This is a genomic window from Microbacterium sp. LjRoot205 (genome assembly GCF_056175745.1).
This window is the reverse complement of the sequence record NZ_JBGFFH010000005.1, coordinates 195,368-212,903: the sequence shown is the minus strand read 5'-3', so window position 1 is coordinate 212,903 and position 17,536 is coordinate 195,368. Positions and strand designations below refer to the sequence as shown.

Genomic DNA, 17,536 nt, shown 5'->3' with positions numbered 1-17,536 from the left:
TGTCCTCGCCGGAGGGCTCTGTCGGAAAGGTCCGGACACATGACGCAGCGCCGCGCTCTCGATGCTCGCCTGAGATTCGGGGCGAACTACACGCCGTCGAAGGACTGGATGCACTCCTGGCTGGACTTCACCCCCGATGACGTGCGGCGCGACTTCGCGGCTCTCGCAGAGCTCGGACTCGACCACGTGAGGGTCTTCCCGCTGTGGACGGTGCTGCAGCCGAACCGCACGCTCATCCGCACGAAGGCGATCGACGATGTCCGCGCCATGGTCGACATCGCTGCCGAGTTCGAGCTCGACGCGAGCGTCGACGTGATCCAGGGGCACCTGTCGAGCTTCGACTTCGTGCCCTCCTGGCTCTACACCTGGCACGACCGCAACATGTTCACCGACCCGACAGCGCTCAGCGGGCAGGTCGACCTCGTGCAGACGCTCGCCGGCGCGCTGCGCGACGCCCCGAACTTCCTCGGGCTGACCCTCGGCAACGAGACGAACCAGTTCTCGGCGCACACGCATCCGTCGCCCTGGCCGGTCACGACCGACGAAGCGGGGCACTGGATCGAGTCGCTGCTCGCTGCCGCCGAAGGAGCGGCACCCGGCCTCTCGCACGTCCACAGCGAGTACGACGCGGTCTGGTACATGGACGGGCACGGCTTCACCCCCGCGCATGCGTCGCGCCTGGGCGAGATGACCACGATCCACTCCTGGATCTTCAACGGCACGGCTCAGCGCTACGGCGGCAGGTCGGTCGCCGCCGACCGCCACGCCGAGTACCTCATCGAGCTGTCCCGCGCCTTCGCCACCGATCGCGAGCGACCGGTCTGGCTGCAGGAGGTGGGTGCCCCGTCGAACTGCCTCGACGAGAGCGAGATGCCCGGCTTCCTCGAGGCGACGCTGCGGTCGGCGGTGCGAACGGAGAATCTCTGGGGCGTGACCTGGTGGTGCTCGCACGATGTGAGCCGTGAGCTCGGCGACTTCCCCGAGCTCGAGTACTCGCTCGGCCTGATCGATCAGAGCGGTGCGGCCAAGCCGCTCGGCCGCCGGTTCGCCGAGCTGATCCCCGAACTGCGCGAGCGCCGCGCGGTGCCCGCCCGCGAGACGGCGATCGTGGTCGACGTCGACGAGCGCGAGGTGCCCGTGAGTCGCGCGGCTCTCAGCCCGGGCGGTGCGGTCTTCCAGGCCTGGGTGGATGCCTGCGACGCCGGCCTCGACCCTGCCTTCGTGACGTCGCAGACGGCTCTCGACGACGCGGCGCTCGCCGCGCGCGGCATCCGTCGCCTCATCCGTCCTGATCTCTCGACGAGCGGGGTCGACCCCTACGGCTCCGTCAACACCGTCGTCGACGGCTGACGACGACGTCGCGAGACGCCGGAGAGTCGTCGTCAGGATGCTGCCGCCGGCGGAGCCGTGCTCTCGCGGGCGGTGAGGGTCGGCGTCGGGCCCTGAGCGCTGGGCAGGTTGAGGCCGGCGACGATCTGCTGCAGCAGCAGTGTCGCGGCCTGCTCGCCGAGCTCGAACGTGTCACGGGTCATCGCGGTGATCGACGGGTTGATCAGACCGGCGATCACCGAGTCGTCGAAGGATGCGATCGAGACGTCGCGCGGAACGGCGCGGCCCATCTCCTGGGCGACCCTGAGGCCGGCCACCGCCATCACGTCGTTGTCGTAGACGATCGCCGTCGGGCGCAGGCGGCCCGAGAGCTGGGAGCGTGTGACGGCGGAGGCCCTGGCGGGGGAGAAGTCGGTCGTGATCACCTCGCCCGCGATGCCGTCGGATGCCATGGCGTGCAGCACCTCAGCGCGCAGACGGGTGTGCTCGAGCTCGGCGGGGCCGGCGACGTAGGCGATGCGCGTGTGCCCCAGGGCAGCGAGGTAGGAGAAGAGCGTCTCGGCCACCTCGTCGTCGGCGATCCAGACGCTCGGCACTGCTCCCTCGGGGGAGGGCTTCGAGCCGATCATCACCGCGCGGGCGTCGAGCGCCGCGATCCGGTCACTGCGGGGGTCGTCGTCGCGAGGGTCGATGAGGATGATGCCGTCGACCTGGTTCGACGACCGCCACTGCCGATGCACCTCCATCTCCTCGGCGATGTCGGTGACCAGGCGCAGCTGCAGACTGACCTTGCTCTCGGAGAGCCGCGACTCGATGCCGGCGATGAGGTCGGTGAAGAACGCCTCGGATCCGAGCGAACGGGCGGGACGCGCGAGTGCGAAGCCGACCGTGTTGGCGCGGGCGCCGACCAGGGCGCGCGCCGCGGAGCTGGGCTGCCAGTGGTTCTCCTCGACGATCGCGAGGATGCGCTGACGGGTCTCGTCGCTCACGCCGGGGCGTCCGTTGAGCGCGAACGACACGGCTCCGGGCGAGACTCCGGCCATGCGCGCGATGTCCGCGATGGTGACGCGTTTGCCCGAGGTCATGCGCCTCACACTACTTGATCGGTTTAGCCGCTCGGAAGCTGTCGAGCGTGATTCCGGGCGGGTTTACTAGATCGCTTTAGTAAATCCGATAGCATTGTCGGCAACCGCCCGACTCCCGGGCGCGAGTCAGGTCCCCTCTCACCGTCGAGCCCGGAGAATCACACCATGCATGACGACACCTCGCTCACCGTCGGCCGCGTCAAGCGGGTGCTCGACGAGCGCATCCGCCCGGCCGTCCACTCCGCATCCGTGCCCCTCACGATCGAGGTGAACCAGCTCCCGGGTGAGCCGATCAGCCCCGCGGACGGGCTCGCCCTCGACTTCGCCCCGGCCTCCGTGCCGAGCATGTGGGGCCCCGCCTGGTCGACGACCTGGTTCAAGATCACCGGTCGCGTGCCCGCCGAATGGGCCGGCCGCCGGGTCGAGGCCGTCATCGACCTCGGATTCGACATCAACATGCCCGGCTTCCAGTGCGAGGCGCTCGTCTACCGGCCCGACGGCAGTCCGGTCAAGAGCATCAACCCGCGCAACCAGTGGCTGCCCATCACCGAGGACGCTCACGGCGACGAGCCCGTCGAGCTGTATCTCGAGGCGGCCGCCAACCCGGTGCTGCTCGACTACCACCCCTTCCTGCCGACGCAGGAGGGCGACATCCGGACGTCGTCCCGAGAGCCGCTCTATCGCACCCGCCGCATCGACCTCGCCGTCTTCGAGCAGGAGGTCTTCGAGCTGTCCCTCGACCTCGAGGTGCTGTTCGAGCTGCAGGCCGAGCTGCCGGCGACGTCGCCGAGACGCATGCAGATCCTGCAGGCCATGGACGACGCCCTCGATGTGCTCGATCTGCAGCGCATCGTGCAGACCGCACCCGACGCCCGCGCTCGCCTGGCAGACGTGCTCGCAGCGCCCGCCGAGGCCAGCGCGCACCGCATCTCGGCGATCGGCCACGCGCACATCGACTCCGCCTGGCTGTGGCCGGTGCGCGAGACGATCCGCAAGGTGGCCCGCACCACCTCGTCGATGACGACGCTCATCGACGAACAGCCGGACTTCCTCTACGGCATGTCGAGCGCGCAGCAGTACGCGTGGCTCAAGGAGCACCGGCCCGAGGTGTACGCCAGGGTCAAGGCCGCCGTCGCCGAGGGGCGCTTCCTGCCGCTCGGCGGAATGTGGGTCGAATCCGACACCGTGATGCCGACGGGTGAATCGCTCGTGCGCCAGTTCTCCTATGGGCAGCGCTTCTTCGAGCGGGAGTTCGGCATCCGTTCGAAGGGCGTCTGGCTTCCCGACAGCTTCGGCTACTCGCCGGCTCTGCCGCAACTCATGCGCCGTGCCGGGTTCGAGTGGTTCTTCACGCAGAAGATCTCCTGGAACCAGCAGAACGTCTTCCCGCACCACTCCTTCCTCTGGGAGGGCATCGACGGATCGCAGGTGTTCACGCACTTCCCCTCGATGGACACCTACAACTCCCAGCTCAGCGGCATGGAGGTCGCCAAGGCCTCGCGTCAGTTCAAGGAGAACCGTGTGACATCGCGGTCGATCGCCCCGGTGGGCTGGGGCGACGGCGGTGGAGGCACCACGCGTGAGATGACCGGCAAGGCGAAGCGCCTCGAGAACCTCGAGGGCAGCGCGCGGGTCGTCTGGGAGCACCCGGACACCTTCTTCGACGCCGCCCGCGCCGAGCTGCCGAACCCGGCCGTCTGGGTCGGCGAGCTCTACCTCGAGCTGCACCGCGGAACCCTCACCAGCCAGCACGCCACGAAGGCGCTGCACCGCTGGGCCGAGCACGCGCTGGTCGAGGCCGAGCTGTGGGCGGCGACGGATGCCGTGCGCACCGGCGCCGCATACCCGCAGGCCGAGTTCGATCGGCTGTGGGAGACCGTGCTGCTGCACGAGTTCCACGACATCCTGCCGGGCACGTCGATCGCGTGGGTGCACCGCGAGGCCGTCGAGGTCCTCACGAACGTGCTGTCGGATGCCGAGGACATATCGGTTGCCGCTCGTCGCTCGCTCGCGGGCGAGGGGGATCGCGAGCTGCGGTTCGTGCCGACGTCGGTCGGTGGCGGTGGACGCGCGCTCGGGGCGGGCTTCGTCGAGGCGCCTGCCCCGGCATCCGTCATGCTCTCCGGCGAAGACGGCGGGTGGCGCCTCGAGAACGAGCTCGTCTCCGTGCTGATCTCCTCCGAGGGGCTCATCGTCTCAGCGGTCGACAAGACGTCGGGTCGCGAGGCGGTGGCCGAGCGGCGCGCGGCGAACCTGTTCCAGCTGCACCAGGACTTCCCGAACATGTGGGACGCGTGGGACATCGACAAGTACTACCGCAACAGCGTCGACGACCTCACCGCGGTCGATTCGATCTCGGCATCCGTCGTCGACGGCACAGCCTCGGTCGTCGTGACCCGGTCGTTCTCCGAGTCGACGATCGAGCAGACCATCACCCTCGCGCCCGGTCAGCGCACCGTGCTGCTCCGCAACGACATCGACTGGCACGAGACCGAGAAGCTGCTCAAGCTCGCGTTCCCGCTCGACGTGCAGGCAACGCACACCGAGGCCGAGACGCAGTTCGGCTACCAGTCGCGCGTGACGCACACCAACACCAGCTGGGAGGCGGCGAAGTTCGAGACCTCGATGCACCGCTTCGTGCTGGTGCGCGAGCAGGACTTCGGCGTCGCGCTCGTGAACGACTCGATCTACGGGTACGACACGTCGCGCGAGGTGTCGGATGAGGCCGTCACGACCACTGTGCGGCTCTCGTTGCTGCGCGCGCCGCGGTTCCCCGACCCCGACACCGACCACGGCCACCACCAGATCGAGATCGGCTTCGTGGTCGGTGCGGACGCCGCGATCGCGACCGCCGAGGGCATCCGCCTCAACTCGCTGCCGACCCTGGTGCGCGGCGCGCACGAGGTCGCGCCGCTCGTGAGCGTCGAGGGTGAGGGCATCGTGGTCTCGGGTGTGAAGCTCGCCGACGACGGCTCGGGCGACGTGATCGTGCGACTCTACGAGGCGCTCGGGCGCCGTGCGGTCGGGTCGCTCGCTGCCGACTTCGAGCATCAGGAGATTCGGGAGGTCTCTCTGATCGAGGACGCGCTGGACGACGGGCGCGTGGGCGGCGAGCTGCGTCTGCGGCCGTTCGAGGTGCGGACGCTGCGCATCGTGCGTTGAGACCTGCGTCATCCGCGGTCGCCATTGTGGCGGGCTGCCTCATGGGAGGACGATGGGCGGATGGCGACAGTCGATGACGTTCGAGAGATCGCGCTCGCGCTGCCCGGTGTGACCGAGCGCGTCGGTGGTCACACGGGCGAGCCCTCCTGGCGGCTGCCGAGCGGTCAGATCGCCTGGGTGCGCGGCGCCAGCAAGGTCGATCTGCGCCAGCTCGCAGATCTCGGGCTCGTCTGGCCCGACGGGCCGGTGCTGGGCGTGCGAGTCGCGAGCCTCGAGGAGAAGGCGATGCTGCTGGCGGCAGAGCCCGAGGGTCTGTTCTCGATTCCGCACTTCGACGGATACCCCGGCCTGCTGGTGCAGCTCGACGCGGTCGAGCGCGACCGGCTGGCCGAGATCATCGCGGACGCGTGGCTCGTGCGGGCTCCGGTGCTCGTCGCGAAGCAGTGGCTCGCGGAGCGCGGTCTCGACTGATCAGGTCGCCGTCAAGAACGGCCGAGCCGCGTCGAGGAAGGCGCGAGGTTCATCGGCCCACAACCGGATGCGGTCGACGTGGTGCACTCCGCCCTTCGGTGCGAGACCAGGGAGGCGGATCGCGACCGGGCGTTCGAGCTCGATCTCGATGTTGGTCTCGTCCTGCATCCGCTCGGCGTACTCCGAGCCCGTGATGCGCGGCTGCTTGGGTTCGTCGACCCGGCGGCTGATAGCGACCGACGCGATGTCGTCCCAGCCGATCGGCACGTCGAGCTCGAGTCCGCTGCGCACGCGGACGCCGTCAGGCCCCACCGCGTGCGGCCGCATGAGCATCGCGCACAGCAGGCCGACCATCCAGGTGACGCCCCAGATGCCGAGCACCAGCAGCGTGATCCGCACGGCGGGCCACTGGTGCACGATGAGGTCGAGGATCGGGATCTCTACAGCGGAGAGGCCGATGAAGATGAACAGCACCGTGAGCACGGGGCGGTGGTAGCCGATTCCCGTGCCGCCCTTCGGGACTGCGGGGCGGCGGGCGATCGCGCGGGCGATGCTCGAGTACACCCGCAGCTCGGCGATCCATGCGCGATGGAGGAAGCTGAGGATGCGCGTGATCGGGGTCGGGCTCGGAGCGGTCGTCTGCAGCTGCTCGGTCATGCGGCGTCTCCGCGAGGGGAGGGGGCGCCCGCGCTTTCGGGAGCGGGCGTGGCGGCGGTGGTCACGAGGTGCTCGAGGTGTGCGGCCACGGCCGAGAGGCCGCGCTCGACGGCCGCACGGTCGGCGGGGTCGATCGCCGACAGCAGAGTCTCGTTGAGCTGCGCGTGCTCGTCCTGCATCTGCGCCATCGTCGCGGTGGCGGCCTCGGTCAGCTCGACCAGGACGGCGCGTCGATCGGTCGGGTGCGGGGTGCGCCGGACATGCCCCGACTTCTCGAGAGCATCGACGAGCCCCGTGATGTTGCGAGGGGTGACATCGCAGAGCTGTGCCAGTGTCTGCTGCGTCGACGGCCCGGCGTGCTGAAGAACCCAGAGCAGGTGCACGCGGGCTGTCGTGAGTCCGGTGCCGTCGAAAGCGCGGGCCATGTCCCTCTGGAAGAGGTCTGCGATCAGCAGGAGGCGATCGACGAAGAGCGGTTCCATGATTGTGATGGTACTACATAGTTACCTATCTTCACTAGGTTGTCGCTGAGCCGGGTGCGAGGCTCTGCTCGACCGCCCGCATCGCCGTGATGCCGTCCGTCAGCGCCTGGCGACGGTCGGGGGCGTCGCGGAAGAGCGTGATCACGGCTGCGACCGCCGCCGGGTCCGACCCCAGATGATGGGCGTCGATGATCGCGGGCGTGCGACCGGCGATCGAGACCGTCAGCTTCGGGCCATGCGGTCCGACGAGGTCGACGGCGCCGATCTCCTCCCAAGGGACGTCGAACGACGAGGCTCCGCGCACACCGTGCAATCCGCGGCGGTCGAGGACGAGACCGAGCGGCGTGCGGAGGGACAGGAGCTCCCGTCCGAGTCCGACGAGCGAGACGAGTCCGAGCACGTACGGACCCCACTCGAGAAGCCGTCCGCCCATCGTCGGAAGCTCGAGTGTCTGGACGAGGAGATTCACCACGGCGGGGAGCACGCCGACGGTCGGGACGAGCCAGAGCACCGCGCGCGCGCCGCCGGACGGCGTGAAACGCAGGGGACCGACTGCCGAGATCCGGACGAGGCGTTCCCGCAGCGACCTCGCGCGGACGACGAGCGCGACGGCCAGCGTGCCGGCGTAGACGGCGAGTGACAGCATGACGAGTCGGAATCCCGACCGCCCGTCGACTATGGCGAGCAGCAGGGGCAGAAGCGGGAGTACGCCGACGAGCATCAGTGCTGCAACGGGGAAGTGCCCCTTCGGATGTACGGACCGGGAACCGTCGACGATGCGAGGTGATCGGGCGATCGTCTTCATCAGCATCCGTTCAGCCTGCCAGCTGAGGCGGCTGCCAGAAGCGCGTGCCGTCCTCGAGCCACTCGTCGATCGACTCGCGGGCATCGACCGGCACCCACGCCTCCCAGGCCCACGTCGCTGCGGACCCGACAGTGACCGTGGCGACGACCGCGCCGCCGATGACCCATCCGAGAGGTCCTCCTGCTGCGGCTATGGCGCCGCCGGCCGCCGCACCGCCTGCCGCTCCTCCGAGCGCTCCGGCGATCTGGGACGAGCCCGATTCGCCCTCTGCGATCGCGGCGCCGATCGTGACGATCTCGATGGCCGGTCCGACGATGGGGATGATCTTGCCGATCCGACTCACCTGTTCGACGTGGTCGAGCAGCTCTTCCATGCCCTCGCGGATGGCTCGCGGATTGGCGGCCTCGGCCGCTGCATGCGTAGCGGGATTGCCAGATCGGAGCTGGTCCGTGAACGTGTCGGCGTCGGTCTGCATCTGCTGAGCCAGGGTCCGCCACTCCGCCAGGTCGCGCTCGGTGCGAGCGTCGGCGGTTTCGAGCGCGGCGTCGACGACTGTCTTGTTCGGATCCGTGGCGCTGAGTTCGCCGAGGAGTCCGTCGAGCGGCGACAGATCCCCGAGGCACGCGATCAGCGGGGCGAAGTTCTCCGAGCACCACGTCTCGAGCTCACCCCACCACGTACCGACGCGCGTGGCGAGGTCGTTGTACGTGGTCACCTTCGAGATGAAGGCATCCCATTCGGCGGTCAGCTGAGGGTCGGCGTCAGGCGCCGGGCACGCGGAGAGATCGGTTGTCGGCTCCATCACGACCTTGCCGTGGACGGTGAGCCCGCGGTCGGCCGCCTGAGTCAGGTAGGAGTCGAAGTCCTCGCGGCCACGGTCGAGCCGATTCGCATAGGCGTGGATCACGGGTGAGGCATCACCCAGGTACTTCATGGCGGGACTGCAGCGGTTCCGCACGGCGGTGGCGGTGCGCTGGAACGCGCTGCCCGCCTCCCCTCGCAGGTAGTTCTCGCTCTGGCCCGCGACGTAGGCGAGCTCGAGGTCGACCTCGACGAGCGAGGAGCTCATGCGGGACATCCAATCACCGAGCGCCCGGACGGCTGTCGGATCGCCGGGGATGCGGAGACTGATGCTCATCGCCCGTCCAGCTCCTCTTCGATGTCGCGGATGTGGTCGGCTATCTCTTCGTTCTTCACCGTCATGTCGTCGAGGACGTCGTTCGTGATCGCCGACAGCCCCCTCGTGGCGTCGTTCGCGACGCCGGCCGCCTCGGCTCCAGCCGACGCGATCAGAGCGATGATCGACGTGGCGATACCCGCGTCGGGCGCGGAGGGAAGATCCGAGAGCGTGGCGTCGGACTCGTCGATGCGGGCGATCACCTCTCGAAGGCGGATCTCCATGCCGTCCCGATCCACATAGATGTCCGTCACCCGAGTCGCCCTCCCGTGCGCAGGGATGCCGGAACGGGGAGATCGAATGCCACTATGTCGAACGCCTGGACCTGTTTCACGCGGCCGAGTTCGGGAGTCTGCAGCATGACCCACGGCTGCGCCTCGCCGCAGCACGCCGCGAGGCGATCGAGCGCCGTGTAGGCGAGAAGCCCGTTCCGTCCGTCGGTCAGCGGGCGGACGGCAAACTGCCTTCCCTGGTCTTCGGGAAGATCGATCACCGGAAGGTAGAGCACCGGCGGCATGATCGTGCCTCCGGTCGCCGCTATCGGCTGGCTGTTCCACATCTCGTTGCCCCCTCGGTCGTGGATATGGCGCCGATCATACCCGCCCGTGGCGGCTCAGCCGTCCGGCTGCGACGCTCGGATCGTCACGCCGGGTCGAGCCTCAGCACCTCAGGCGACTCGCCTCCCGCGACCTCGTCGGCGACGCGGATGCTGCGCGCCAGGTCGTCGAGAGCACCGTCGAGCGTGCCGAAGCGTTCGCGGTCGCTGCACATCGCTGTGAGTGTGACAAGGTGCGTGCCGGTGTCCCAGGTGTAGGTGGCGAACGGCGGAGACGCGGGTGACGGCGGCATCGCCACCACGAGCTTCTCTCCTGTGCCCAGCCACCGGCTCGAGAACGACTGGGTGTCGTCATAGTCCATCGGCATCGACGCGCGAGCGACCCGTACCTGCGGAGTCAACGCCTGCGCGGTCGCCATCGCGACGACCAGCTCCGGATCAGCCTTCCACGTCCACACGAGCACGCGACCGTCCGCCCGGCGCATCAGCATCGGCGCGGCCTGGCTCATCGCCCACGCGCCGATCCGCGAACCCGGGCGCTCGGTGACGCCGATCGCCGTGTTCACCTGCCCCAGCAGCATCCTTATCGCAGCCTTGCGATGCCGGCGTCCCTTCCAGCCGAGCGAATCGGTGACGGGGATCCACAGCCGGGGGTCGGCGTCGGCAGTCAGTCGCATGCCTCCACGCTAGGGGGTGAGGCTGAGGGATGCCGGTATGCCTCGGCGGCCCGATCAGGCCCCTCAGGTAGAGTGGCCAGCGCCCGATCGGGCTCTTTGACCGCCGTACCGTAAGGCAGAATGTCCTCCTCTACCTCCGATCCGACGAGCGCTCCCGACGTCGCCCCTGACTCCGGGCAGCGTCCGCTTCGCATCCTGATCGGCTGCGACACCTTCGCGCCCGACATCAACGGCGCCGCCCGCTTCGCCGAGCGTCTCGCGGCCGGACTCGTGCAGCGCGGTCATGACGTGCACGTCGTCGCACCGAACCAGGCCTACCGCCGAGCTGCACCGCACACCGAGGTGATCGAGGGTGAGCCGATGACCCTGCACCGGCTGCCGTCGGTGCGCTGGGCACCCCACGACTGGCTGCGGTTCGTGTGGCCGTGGCGGGTGAAGCACTATGCCCGCAAGATCTTCGACAGCGTGCAGCCCGACATCGTGCACATCCAGTCGCACATCGTGATCGGCCGCGGCCTCTCTCGCATCGCGCACGAACGTGGCATCCCGGTGATCGCCACGAACCACGTGATGGCCGAGAACATCCTCGACCACACCACGATGCCGAAGTTCATCGACGATCTGGTGCTGCGGTTCGCCTGGGCCGACGCGAAGCGTACGTTCGGTCTGGTGCGCGCCATCACGACACCGACCCGTCGGGCGGCGGACTTCCTCGAGCGCACGGTGGAAGTCACGGGCGTCATCCCGGTCAGCTGCGGCATCGACCGCACGCAGTACACCCCGGTGATCGCTCCTCGCGACAAGAACCGCATCATCTTCGTCGGACGCCTGACCGCCGAGAAGCAGGTCGAGGTCATCCTCGAGGCGATGACGAAGCTCGACCCGGCGCTCGAGGCGACGTTCGACATCGTCGGCGGCGGCGACCAGCGGAAGCAGCTCGAGAACCTGGCAACTCAGCTGGGGATCGCCGACCGTGTCACCTTCCACGGCCGCACGACGGATGAGCAGCTGCGTGCACTGCTGTCGCGCGCTTCGGTGTTCACCATCGCCTCGATCGCCGAGCTGCAGTCGATCGCGACCATGGAGGCGATGGCCTCGGCGCTGCCGATCGTCGCAGCGGATGCCGTCGCCCTGCCGCACCTCGTGCACGACGGTGAGAACGGCTACCTGTTCGAGCCGGGCAACGCGGATGCCCTCGCCGCGCGACTGACCGACGTGCTCACCGCATCGCCAGGCGAGTACGCGCGGATGCAGCAGGCATCGCTCGACGGCGTCGCGATCCACGACATCAACCGCACGCTCGACACGTTCGAGGCGCTGTACCGCGACGAGCCGCTTCCCGAGTGACGACGCCCGTCATGCACATCGTCTTCTTCGGCGATCAGCACCTGGACTCCCTCGGCGGAGCTCAGGTGTCGATGCGGCTGCAGCGGCAGTTCCTCGAGCGCGCCGGCCACACGGTGACCGTCGTCGCACCGAAGATGCACGGGGCTCGCGCCTCACGCGTCGCCGACTCGTCGAACGTCGATCTGCCGTCCGTGCCGATCACCACTGACCGCGAGTACTCGATGAGCTGGCCCGGCCGCGCCACCGACCGTGCGCTCGACCGCGCGATGACGCACCGCCCTCCGGTCGATCTGGTGCATGTCCAGGCCGACTTCTGGGGCGCTTTCATCGGCCACCGGTATGCGACTCGTCACGGCATCCCCGTCGTCCACACCATGCACAACCGCGTCGATGTCGGGATCGCCGCCGTCACGCCGCTGCACGGCCCGGTGCTTCGAGCACTCAACCTCTGGCGCCGCCGCGCGCTGCGGGGCGTGGCGGAGCAGGTGCGGGGGAGTGACGGCTGGGCCTTCCTGAGTGGCATCGCGAGTGGCTCGTCGGCCGTGACCGCACCCTCGACGCATTTCGCACGCCGCCTAGAAGAGCACGGGGTCTTCAGTCCCGTCGACGTGGTGTGGAACGGCATCGACGACGACGTGCGCGAGGCGACGCTCGCCGCCGCACCGAAGGGACGCGCCCCCGGGCGTCCCCGCTTCGTCTGGCTCGGGCGCATGAGCCCCGAGAAGCGCCTGCTGCCGTTCCTCGAGGCCTTCGTCGAGTCGGGAATCGACGCCGACCTCGAGATCATCGGGGGCGGCGCTCAGCGCGCCGCCGCCGAGAAGATCGTCTCGGGCCTGTCGAACGTGCACTTCGCCGGCAAGCTCAGCTACGCAGACACTCTCGCCCGCATCGCCGCCGCCGACGCACTCGTGCAGACGTCGATCGGCTTCGAGACGCAGGGCATGACGCCGTTCGAGGCGGCCACCCTCGGCACGCCGTCGGTGATCAGCGACCCCGACATCGCGGCAGAGCTCGGGGGCGGACTCTGGGCCGCGCCCGGGGCCGCCGGCACCGAGGATCAGCGACGAGCGGGTCTCGTCGAGACGCTGCGCCGCGCGACATCCGACATCGCCGCCGGCATCGCACCGCAGCCGATGCGCGAAGTCTCGGAGTCGTTCCGCCAGTCGTCGCGCACCGCGGCGATGATCGAGATCTACGAGCGCGTGCTCGCGGGCTGATCCTCGGACTCAGAACCCGAAGTAGTAGAACACGTTCGACACCCATGCGACGAGCGTGCCGATGACCGTGCTGCCTCCCACGCCGATCGCGATCGCCGGGAGCAGATGAGGCGCCGGGCGTCGAAGCGCGATGATTCCGAGCACCAGGGCGACACCTGCGCCTGCCATCACGAGCAGGTTCACGAGGTTCGACAGCAGGTCGACGACGCCGAAGCCGACGCTCGAATACAGGAACGGGGTGACGAGCTGCCAGAGCAGCCCGATCGCCACGGCGCCCACGGCGATCACCAATGCCGTGCGACCGAGACCTCCGGAACGGCGTGCGGTCGCCTGGCCCGGAGCATAGGCCGCCGCCGCGACTACATCGGGCTGGCCCGGTCGGGCATACGGCTGACCGGGTTGCGTGTACGGCTGACCGGGGTGGGCATACGGCTGGCCGGGTTGCGTGTAGGGCTGGCCGGGGTGGGCATGCGGCTGGCCGGGTTGCGTGTAGGGCTGGCCGGGTTGCGTGTACGGCTGGCCGGGGTGGGCATACGGCTGGCCCGGTTGTGCATAGGGCTGGCCGGGCTGCTGCGGCCGGTCTGGATTCTGCTGCTGCTCGCTCATCGATTCTCCGGACGATCAGAAGGAAAACGCGTAGAAGAGGTTCGACACCCACGAGATGACGATCCCGGCGAGCTGCGAGGCGGTGACGCCGATCGCGATGCCCGCGAGGATCTGCGGCCCTGGTCGCCGCACCGACATCAGACCGAGGATGAGCCCCACGACGGCGATGATCAGCACGAGCCCGTTGCCGACCGCTCCGAACGCGCCGATGGCTGATGGATCGCCCATCATCCGGTACATCAGCGGAAACGACAGCGTGACGAGGAGTCCGATTCCGAGCGAGATCACGGCGAGGAGGAAGGCGAGACGACCGAGTCCTGAGCTGCCAGAGGAAGCCGCACGCTGTGGCTCAGGATAAGGCTGCGCCGGGTATGGATGCCCCGCGTACGCCTGCCCACCGTAGGGCTGGCCGGTGTCCGGCTGGGACGGCTGTGCCGGCTGGGACGGCTGTGCCGGCTGCGGCGGCTGTGCCGGATAGTGCGAGCCCGCGAACTGCGGGGGAGTTCCGTGTGGCTGCGCGGGAGGCTGCTGAGGCTCGCTCATGCTCCCGAGCGTAGCCGCGCGCGTCATCGGATGGGGGAGATTGCTCGCCCCGGGTCACCGATAGACGTGGCCGGCCTCCGCGCGGTCGAGGGCATCCCTTTCGGCGCGACGCGAGTCCAGTCGGTGGGAACGCGTCGATGTCCGTCACGGCGGAGTTCGATGATGGTGGCGACGACGGCCCAGACAGCGAGGGCGAGAAGTGCGATGAGGAGGATCATGGCAGAAACGCTACGATCACTCTTGATCTGCCACGAGTGGCAGAATAGACTCTCCTCGTAGGAAAACTGCCAAAGCCGGGAGAGAGCCATGATGGAGACCGTCGCCTGCATCGTCCAAGACGGATTCGCGCCGTTCGAGTTCGGTCTCGCCTGCGAGGCTTTCGGCCTCGACCGGTCGAACGACGGCGTGCCGAACTTCGACTTCCGGGTCATCGCGCCGCATCCCGGCGTCGTGACGTCGAAGCTGGGCTTCTCGATCAACGTCGAGCACGACCTGTCCTTCGCCTACGAGGCCGACCTCGTCATCTTCTGCCCCGTGCCTCGCGAGTACTGGACGCAGATCGATCCGCTGCTTCTCGAGGTCGCGCGCGACGCGGTGGCGCGGGGGGCCTGGGTGCTGACCATCTGCAGCGGATCGTTCATCCTCGGTGCCGCCGGTGTGCTCGACGGGCGACGCGCGACCACGCACTGGATGTACTCCGAGGTCATGGCCGAGATGTATCCCCAGATCGACATCGACCCCGACGTGCTCTTCGTGCAGGACGACCGGATCATCACGAGCGCCGGCACCGCGGCCGGCATCGACGCGTGCCTGCATCTGCTGCGCATCGAGCTCGGCGCCGAGCTCACCAATCGCATCGCCCGCCGCATGGTCGTTCCGCCGCAGCGCGACGGCGGTCAGGCGCAGTTCATCGACCGCCCGGTCCCGGTCGCCCAGAACGACTCGCTCGCTGCCGTCGCCGATTGGGCGGTCGAGCACCTGCGCGACGACCTGGGCGTCGATCAGCTCGCGGCCCGCGCTCTCATGTCTCCCCGCACCTTCGCCCGCCGGTTCAAGGCTGAGTACGGTGCGACTCCTGCGGCCTGGCTCGCGCGTCAGCGCGTGCTGCACGCCCAGCGGATGCTCGAGCGCAGCGATCTGTCGCTCGAGCAGATCGCTGACGAATGCGGCTTCGGGTCGGCCGCGGTGCTGCGGCAGAACTTCTCGCGGGTGCTCGGAACCACTCCGACGGCCTACCGCGCGCGCTTCTCGTGCGCGGAGGAGTCGGAGTCGTCTGCGGCGTGACCGCTCGATCGCCTGCCGCGCGGTGACGAGCGCGCAAAGCGCGCTGCGACGAGCCCCGTGAACGGCGCTGTGACGAGCGCTGCGCTCAGTGGTCCCAGTGTCCTGGGCTCGGGAGGGCGCGATAGTCCACGTCGACGCCTTCGGGGGTGACCGACGCGGTGCAGTACAGCAGCGACTGCGTCGGATAGCCATGCGGGCGGTTGTCGCGGATGATCGCCCGATCATCCTCTGGGTCGAGCCGAGCGGACGAGGCGAGCAGCGAGGTCCACGCACCTGACCAGTCGGGGCTGTCGGCGGTCGCGCCCAGGGCCCGGAACTCGGGCAGCCAGGCGGCGATGCGCGGAGTGTCGAGATCGTCGAGGTCATCGTGCGCGATCATGTGGATGCCGTCGGCGAGCGATGTCTCCCGCAGTTCGGCGCCGTCCCAGCTGAGCACGCGCGTTCCCTCCGGCCGCACCTCGAGCAGGTTGAAGCCGTGCATGGGCAGCGGAGCGGCCGGCGAGCGGCCCATGACCGACTCCAGGGCGAGCGAACCGCGCGACACCGCGACGTCGTCGGCGAGGTCGACGACGTCGGCGCGGTTGAGGAGCACCGCGAGTCGTCGCTCGGCGGGGTTCACCGCGAGCCAGGCGCCGCCCGCCCGCCGGTCGCGGATGCCCGAGACTCCGGGGTAGGCGTCGGGCCACCATTCGCCGAGGGCGTCCCACTCACGCTGAGGGTCTTCATCCCGCACCGCGAGCAGCCGCGCGGTCTCGGGGCCGGCCACATCGATCACCACGGTGCACACGCGTTTCAGTCTAGAAGCGGGTCGAGCAGTCTCGGGCCCGCGGCCTCGGATGCTGGGGCAGAATCGAACCGTGAACATCGTCGTCGGGGTTACGGGTGGCATCGCCGCATACAAGACAGTGCACCTGGTGCGTCTGCTGACCAAGGCGGGACACGATGTGACCGTGGTTCCGACCGAGGACGCGCTGCGATTCGTCGGCACCCCCACCTGGGAGGCGCTCAGTCGGCATCCGGTCACGACCAGCGTGCATGACGACGTCGCCCGCGTGCGGCACGTCGCGCTGGGTCAGGGTGCCGATCTCGTGATCGTCGCCCCTGCGACGGCCAACTCGATCGCGAAGATCACCGCGGGCATCGCCGACGACCTGCTCGGCACCACGCTGCTCGCCACCGAAGCGCCGGTGCTGCTCGCGCCGGCGATGCACGCCGAGATGTGGCGCAACGCCGCCACGCAGGCGAACATCGCGACGCTGACGTCGCGCGGGGTGCACCTCGTCGGCCCGGCCGACGGCGAGCTCGCCGGCGGCGACAGCGGACCCGGCCGCATGGCGGAGCCCGAGCAGATCCTCGAGGCGGCCCTCGCGCTGCTCGCGCCGCGCGACCTCGAAGGGCTTCGGGTCGTCGTCTCGGCGGGCGGCACGCGTGAGCCGATCGATCCGGTGCGCTTCCTCGGCAATCGGTCGAGTGGTCGGCAGGGCATCGCGCTCGCCGCGGATGCCGCGGCGCGCGGCGCCGACGTGACGGTGGTCGCTGCGAACATCTCGGCCGATGTGCTCGCCGATGCGCGGCATCCGTCCATCAGAGTCGTCCCGGTCGGCACCGCAGCGGAGCTCGCCGACGCGATGAAGGAGGCGGCGCGGGCGGCCGACATCGTGATCATGGCCGCAGCCGTCGCCGACTATCGCCCCGCGACGGTGTCCGAGCACAAGCTCACCAAGGAGCAGGGCGTGCTGGCGCGCCTCGATCTGGTCGAGAACGAAGACGTGGTCGCCGCGCTCGCCGCATCGCGCGCCGACGGCCGAGCACCGCAGGGCCAGACGATCGTCGCCTTCGCCGCCGAGACCTCGGAGGATCCGGTCGAGCGCCGGGAACGTGCTCGCCGCAAGCGGGAGCGCAAGGGCGTCGATCTGCTCGCCGTCAACCTCGCGAACGCCGATCACGGTTTCGAGAAAAGAGACAACGCCGTCGAGATCGTAGGAGGGGGTGGTGCCGTCGTCGCATCCGCGTCAGGCTCTAAGCGCGCGGTCGCGCGAACCATTCTGGATGCTGTGCGCGGAATGCGCTAAACTTGAGTCAAGTCCACTCAACTTTTCGGACCATGACGACAAGACAGTGATCAGAAGGAGTCTCCC

General features: G+C 69.1%; 18 protein-coding genes. 7 read left to right on the top strand and 11 right to left on the bottom strand.

Annotation, left to right across the window (positions count from 1 at the left end):
- Positions 1–39 precede the first annotated feature (39 nt).
- Positions 40–1,350 carry a glycoside hydrolase 5 family protein gene (locus AC04ME_RS12435; RefSeq protein WP_475435248.1) on the top strand — a complete coding sequence of 437 codons (1,311 nt, stop codon included), beginning with the start codon at positions 40–42 and terminating at the stop codon, positions 1,348–1,350.
- A 32-nt stretch (positions 1,351–1,382) separates the two neighbouring features.
- Here the strand turns inward: AC04ME_RS12435 and AC04ME_RS12430 are convergent, their stop codons facing one another.
- Positions 1,383–2,414 carry a LacI family DNA-binding transcriptional regulator gene (locus AC04ME_RS12430; protein ID WP_042536817.1) on the bottom strand — a complete coding sequence of 344 codons (1,032 nt, stop codon included), beginning with the start codon at positions 2,412–2,414 and terminating at the stop codon, positions 1,383–1,385.
- A gap of 165 nt (positions 2,415–2,579) precedes the next feature.
- Here AC04ME_RS12430 and AC04ME_RS12425 point away from each other — a divergent pair, with 165 nt between their 5' ends.
- Both AC04ME_RS12425 and AC04ME_RS12420 read left to right on the top strand, forming a co-directional pair.
- The gene (locus AC04ME_RS12425) at positions 2,580–5,576 is read left to right on the top strand and encodes an alpha-mannosidase (protein ID WP_475435246.1); all 2,997 of its coding nucleotides are present in this window, start codon (positions 2,580–2,582) and stop codon (positions 5,574–5,576) included.
- A 60-nt stretch (positions 5,577–5,636) separates the two neighbouring features.
- On the top strand, positions 5,637–6,047 hold the full coding sequence (locus AC04ME_RS12420; RefSeq protein WP_042536815.1) for an MmcQ/YjbR family DNA-binding protein: 411 nt from the start codon (positions 5,637–5,639) through the stop codon (positions 6,045–6,047).
- Here the strand turns inward: AC04ME_RS12420 and AC04ME_RS12415 are convergent, their stop codons facing one another.
- The 7 genes from AC04ME_RS12415 to AC04ME_RS12385 all read right to left on the bottom strand — a co-directional run bounded on the left by AC04ME_RS12415 (position 6,048) and on the right by AC04ME_RS12385 (position 10,401).
- Positions 6,048–6,704 (bottom strand): hypothetical protein, encoded by a 657-nt coding sequence (locus tag AC04ME_RS12415; protein WP_475435244.1) that lies wholly within the window; start codon positions 6,702–6,704, stop codon positions 6,048–6,050.
- A complete protein-coding gene (locus AC04ME_RS12410; RefSeq protein WP_475435242.1) occupies positions 6,701–7,186 on the bottom strand; it encodes a MarR family winged helix-turn-helix transcriptional regulator in 486 nt (161 codons plus the stop codon). The genes AC04ME_RS12415 and AC04ME_RS12410 overlap by 4 nt, the downstream gene beginning before the upstream one ends.
- Before the next feature lie 34 nt (positions 7,187–7,220).
- Entirely contained in the window at positions 7,221–7,997 is a 777-nt protein-coding gene (locus tag AC04ME_RS12405; protein WP_475435241.1) for a hypothetical protein, read from the bottom strand.
- Positions 7,998–8,001: 4 nt separating this feature from the next.
- On the bottom strand, positions 8,002–9,129 hold the full coding sequence (locus tag AC04ME_RS12400; RefSeq protein WP_042536812.1) for a hypothetical protein: 1,128 nt from the start codon (positions 9,127–9,129) through the stop codon (positions 8,002–8,004).
- A complete protein-coding gene (locus AC04ME_RS12395; protein ID WP_042536811.1) occupies positions 9,126–9,422 on the bottom strand; it encodes a hypothetical protein in 297 nt (98 codons plus the stop codon). The genes AC04ME_RS12400 and AC04ME_RS12395 overlap by 4 nt, the downstream gene beginning before the upstream one ends.
- Positions 9,419–9,727 (bottom strand): SAV_915 family protein, encoded by a 309-nt coding sequence (locus AC04ME_RS12390; protein ID WP_475435238.1) that lies wholly within the window; start codon positions 9,725–9,727, stop codon positions 9,419–9,421. Before AC04ME_RS12390 ends, AC04ME_RS12395 begins: the two co-directional genes overlap by 4 nt.
- 83 nt (positions 9,728–9,810) lie before the next feature.
- On the bottom strand, positions 9,811–10,401 hold the full coding sequence (locus tag AC04ME_RS12385) for a hypothetical protein (RefSeq protein ID WP_475435236.1): 591 nt from the start codon (positions 10,399–10,401) through the stop codon (positions 9,811–9,813).
- 120 nt (positions 10,402–10,521) lie between these two features.
- Here AC04ME_RS12385 and AC04ME_RS12380 point away from each other — a divergent pair, with 120 nt between their 5' ends.
- Positions 10,522–11,748 (top strand): glycosyltransferase, encoded by a 1,227-nt coding sequence (locus tag AC04ME_RS12380; protein WP_475435234.1) that lies wholly within the window; start codon positions 10,522–10,524, stop codon positions 11,746–11,748.
- A complete protein-coding gene (locus tag AC04ME_RS12375; RefSeq protein ID WP_475435232.1) occupies positions 11,745–12,965 on the top strand; it encodes a glycosyltransferase family 4 protein in 1,221 nt (406 codons plus the stop codon). The genes AC04ME_RS12380 and AC04ME_RS12375 overlap by 4 nt, the downstream gene beginning before the upstream one ends.
- 9 nt (positions 12,966–12,974) lie before the next feature.
- Here the strand turns inward: AC04ME_RS12375 and AC04ME_RS12370 are convergent, their stop codons facing one another.
- Both AC04ME_RS12370 and AC04ME_RS12365 read right to left on the bottom strand, forming a co-directional pair.
- A complete protein-coding gene (locus AC04ME_RS12370) occupies positions 12,975–13,571 on the bottom strand; it encodes a hypothetical protein (RefSeq protein ID WP_475435230.1) in 597 nt (198 codons plus the stop codon).
- Positions 13,572–13,586: 15 nt separating this feature from the next.
- Entirely contained in the window at positions 13,587–14,114 is a 528-nt protein-coding gene (locus tag AC04ME_RS12365) for a hypothetical protein (protein ID WP_475435228.1), read from the bottom strand.
- Between the two features lie 309 nt (positions 14,115–14,423).
- Here AC04ME_RS12365 and AC04ME_RS12360 point away from each other — a divergent pair, with 309 nt between their 5' ends.
- Entirely contained in the window at positions 14,424–15,398 is a 975-nt protein-coding gene (locus AC04ME_RS12360) for a GlxA family transcriptional regulator (RefSeq protein ID WP_475435266.1), read from the top strand.
- 85 nt (positions 15,399–15,483) lie between these two features.
- Here AC04ME_RS12360 and AC04ME_RS12355 read toward each other — a convergent pair whose 3' ends face one another.
- Positions 15,484–16,185 (bottom strand): NRDE family protein, encoded by a 702-nt coding sequence (locus AC04ME_RS12355; RefSeq protein ID WP_475435226.1) that lies wholly within the window; start codon positions 16,183–16,185, stop codon positions 15,484–15,486.
- A 70-nt stretch (positions 16,186–16,255) separates the two neighbouring features.
- Between AC04ME_RS12355 and coaBC the strand changes: the two genes are divergently transcribed.
- The gene (gene coaBC, locus AC04ME_RS12350) at positions 16,256–17,470 is read left to right on the top strand and encodes a bifunctional phosphopantothenoylcysteine decarboxylase/phosphopantothenate--cysteine ligase CoaBC (RefSeq protein WP_475435224.1); all 1,215 of its coding nucleotides are present in this window, start codon (positions 16,256–16,258) and stop codon (positions 17,468–17,470) included.
- Positions 17,471–17,536 lie beyond the last annotated feature (66 nt).